Genomic DNA, 2,942 nt, shown 5'->3' on the forward strand with positions numbered 1-2,942 from the left:
CGTAAAATTAAGCGCCCAATTTGTGGCTATTGAATAATCAATGCTTGGAATGACAATAACAGAATGATTTGTGGGAGAATAAATTGTGCTCATAGAAGCCGAAAATATGGGAGAAAATTCTTTTGAGAGCTGAAGAAATCCGGAATATTCAAAAGGCATCAAATTCTTTGCTGTGACCATATTGTACATTAAATTTTCAAAATTACCGGAAGAAGTATCAGTAATGGTATTATATAAGGCAGAACCATTTATGTAAAGTCCGTTTTTAAAAGCATAATCAACCGATATGGAAGCGCTTACAACATTTTTAAATTCTTTGGAATTTTCTTTGGGCACAAAATAAGAAACCTCTCCTTTAAACCCGGCATTTTTCAAGTTTCCCGCCCAACCTGTTCCCAATATCCAATCTTTTTCATTAATGGCTGCGATGAATTGAACATCATAAGACCATTTATTGAATTTATACATCGTGGCCAAAATATAATCACTTTCACCAATTCCCTTTTTTACGGCTACTTCCAGTTTGTTAAAATCGCTCAAATAGTATTGGACTCGAAACGAGTCGCTTCCCGGCCGTTCTTCATAATCAAAATCCAAAAAATTATAGGTATTAAAAATGTCGTTGGGATTCCACACCACATTCATTCCCCAATTTACGCGCTGCCTTCCCAAAGTAATATCCCAACTTCCTTTGCTGTAATTTACCAAAGCCCTGTCTATTGTTGCATTAAACAATACATCTTCATTATTTATTAAATTCCATGAGAACTTTGCCCATCCATTGTCACGAGAAACAATGTCTGAAAACTCGTTGAAATTTTTAACATTATTTCCATAGAAAATTCGATTTCTCAGTTCAATCCTCATGGTAATTTCTTCTGAAGGAATGTATTTAAAATTGAGTCTGTTATTTATAAGTCCATTGTACTTTAATTGGTCTAGTCTATTAATAAAACTAAACTCGTGAAGATTTTTTATGTAGCCAGAGAGTAATAATTCATGCTCACTTTCTTGGGAAATCATAACAAAACAATTCAAGAACAAAACCAATAAATATATTTCAAAACGCTTTTCCATTTTACCTAATCAGGTATTTGTTGAACATCTGAATCTATTTTACCGTCTACCAACGTAATTACTCTTCTTGCCTTTTTTATAACCCGCATATCGTGAGTAGAAAACAAAAAAGTAATTTTCTCTTCTTTGTTCAGTTTTGCCATAATGTCCAATAAATTACCTGCAGATTTTGAATCTAAATTTGCTGTAGGCTCATCGGCCAGTATAATTTTTGGCTTGGAAGCCAAAGCTCTGGCAACTGCTACACGTTGTTGTTGCCCTCCAGAAAGTTCACCTGGTTTGCTATTTACCTTATCTTCCAAACCAACCTCATTCAATAATTGCATGACCCGTTTTTCTCTTTCAGATTTTGAAACATTTTGTAACTGTAATACAAAACCTACATTCTCTTTAGCAGTTAGTACAGGAATCAGGTTAAACGATTGAAATACAAAACCAATATTATAAAGCCTGAAATCTATCAGTTTATTTTCTTTTAGACTTGTAATTTCTACACCATCAATAATTACACTTCCTGTTGTTGGTTCGTCCAAACCACCCATCATATTCAACAATGTAGATTTACCGGATCCTGAAGGGCCAACCAAAGCCACAAACTCTCCTTCTTCTATATGCACGTGCACATTTTGAACCGCATGAACAGGTATCGTTTTTGGGTTGTAAACTTTGCTTACATTATGTGCATCAATAATTGTTTTAGCCATCACTTTAAATTTTACGTATTGCTTCTGAAGGGTTTAACTGTAAAGCCTTATATGCCGGATAAATTGCCGCTAAAATGGCTGTTATAAAACACATTCCAGCCACAATAACATATTTTTCATTGTCTAATGAAGGATAAACAATAGAACTGAATCCGTAAGATGCCAATCCTTCTGAAAACATAGAGATATTTATTCCGTTCTTGCCTAAAAAATTGATACTTGACCATCCAACCAACAATCCAATTGGACAACCTATTAATGTTATATAAAGGGTTTCCAACATAATCATAATAAATATTTTTCGCTTATTCAATCCGATAGCCATTAACATTCCCAGTTCTCGAACACGTTCTAAAACCGACATTAACATGGTGTTTACGATTCCAAAAGTTAATGCGAGTAAAATAATTCCGGTAATAATGTAGGTGTACATATTGAAGGATTCTATCACCATTCCAAGCTCAGGTGAAAGCTCTTTCCAATCTTCAACCTTCCCTTTGGAAACCAAACTGGCACTGTATGCTTTTACTGAGTCCAGTTGCGCTTCATTTTTTAACAATATGGCTATTTCATTGCTTTCCGAAGCTTCTAACCCCAACAGTTTTCTTAATTGGTTTTTCTGGACATACACATTTACTTCATCTAAAGAAATATTTTTAGACCTGTAAAGACTCCCTACTCTAAAAGCTGCTGAAACTATCTCATTTTCAACATCAGTAAAAGTTAATACCACTTTACTTTTTACTTTAATTTTTAGTTTTTTTGCCAGTTTCTCTCCAATTAAAATCTCACTGTCTTTACCAGATTCGAAATAAGCTCCTTGCCTAACATTTTCATTCAAGCCTATTTGGGTTACTTCTAATTCAGGGTTTATTCCATAAATCTTTACGCCACTTGCAGTAGTTGGTGAAGTAATCATACCTGTTGTGATAACACGTGAACTTACAGAAGCTACATTCTCATTGGATTGCAGTTTGTGAATAATTTCGTCGGTATTTGATATGGTGTATTTTGATTCGTTCTCTACTTTAAACGAAGGATGATGGATTTGAATATGAGACAGTTGTTTGAAGATGGTATCATCAATATTATTTTTGTACAATCCCCATGAAAATGCAAGCATAAAAACCCCGGCCCATAAACCAATAATTATGGAGCAGA

General features: G+C 34.2%; 3 protein-coding genes. All 3 read right to left on the bottom strand.

Going from position 1 to position 2,942, the window contains the following annotated elements; translation table 11 throughout:
• Positions 1-1,023: hypothetical protein (locus tag ABY285_RS12380; RefSeq protein WP_372770518.1), on the bottom strand; the 1,023-nt coding region annotated here is incomplete at its 3' end.
• Positions 1,024-1,082: 59 nt separating this feature from the next.
• On the bottom strand, positions 1,083-1,781 hold the full coding sequence (locus ABY285_RS12385) for an ABC transporter ATP-binding protein (protein ID WP_372770520.1): 699 nt from the start codon (positions 1,779-1,781) through the stop codon (positions 1,083-1,085).
• 4 nt (positions 1,782-1,785) lie between these two features.
• Positions 1,786-2,942 (bottom strand): ABC transporter permease (locus ABY285_RS12390; RefSeq protein WP_372770522.1); only part of this gene is annotated, 1,157 nt, incomplete at its 5' end.

This window comes from Lutibacter sp. (genome assembly GCF_041555395.1).
In the GTDB taxonomy this organism is placed as follows: Bacteria; Bacteroidota; Bacteroidia; order Flavobacteriales; family Flavobacteriaceae; genus Lutibacter.

Bases quoted from the DNA above. Each gene is read 5' to 3' on its own strand.
- ABY285_RS12385 (WP_372770520.1), bottom strand. From the start codon at position 1,781: ATGGCTAAAACAATTATTGATGCACATAATGTAAGCAAAGTTTACAAC.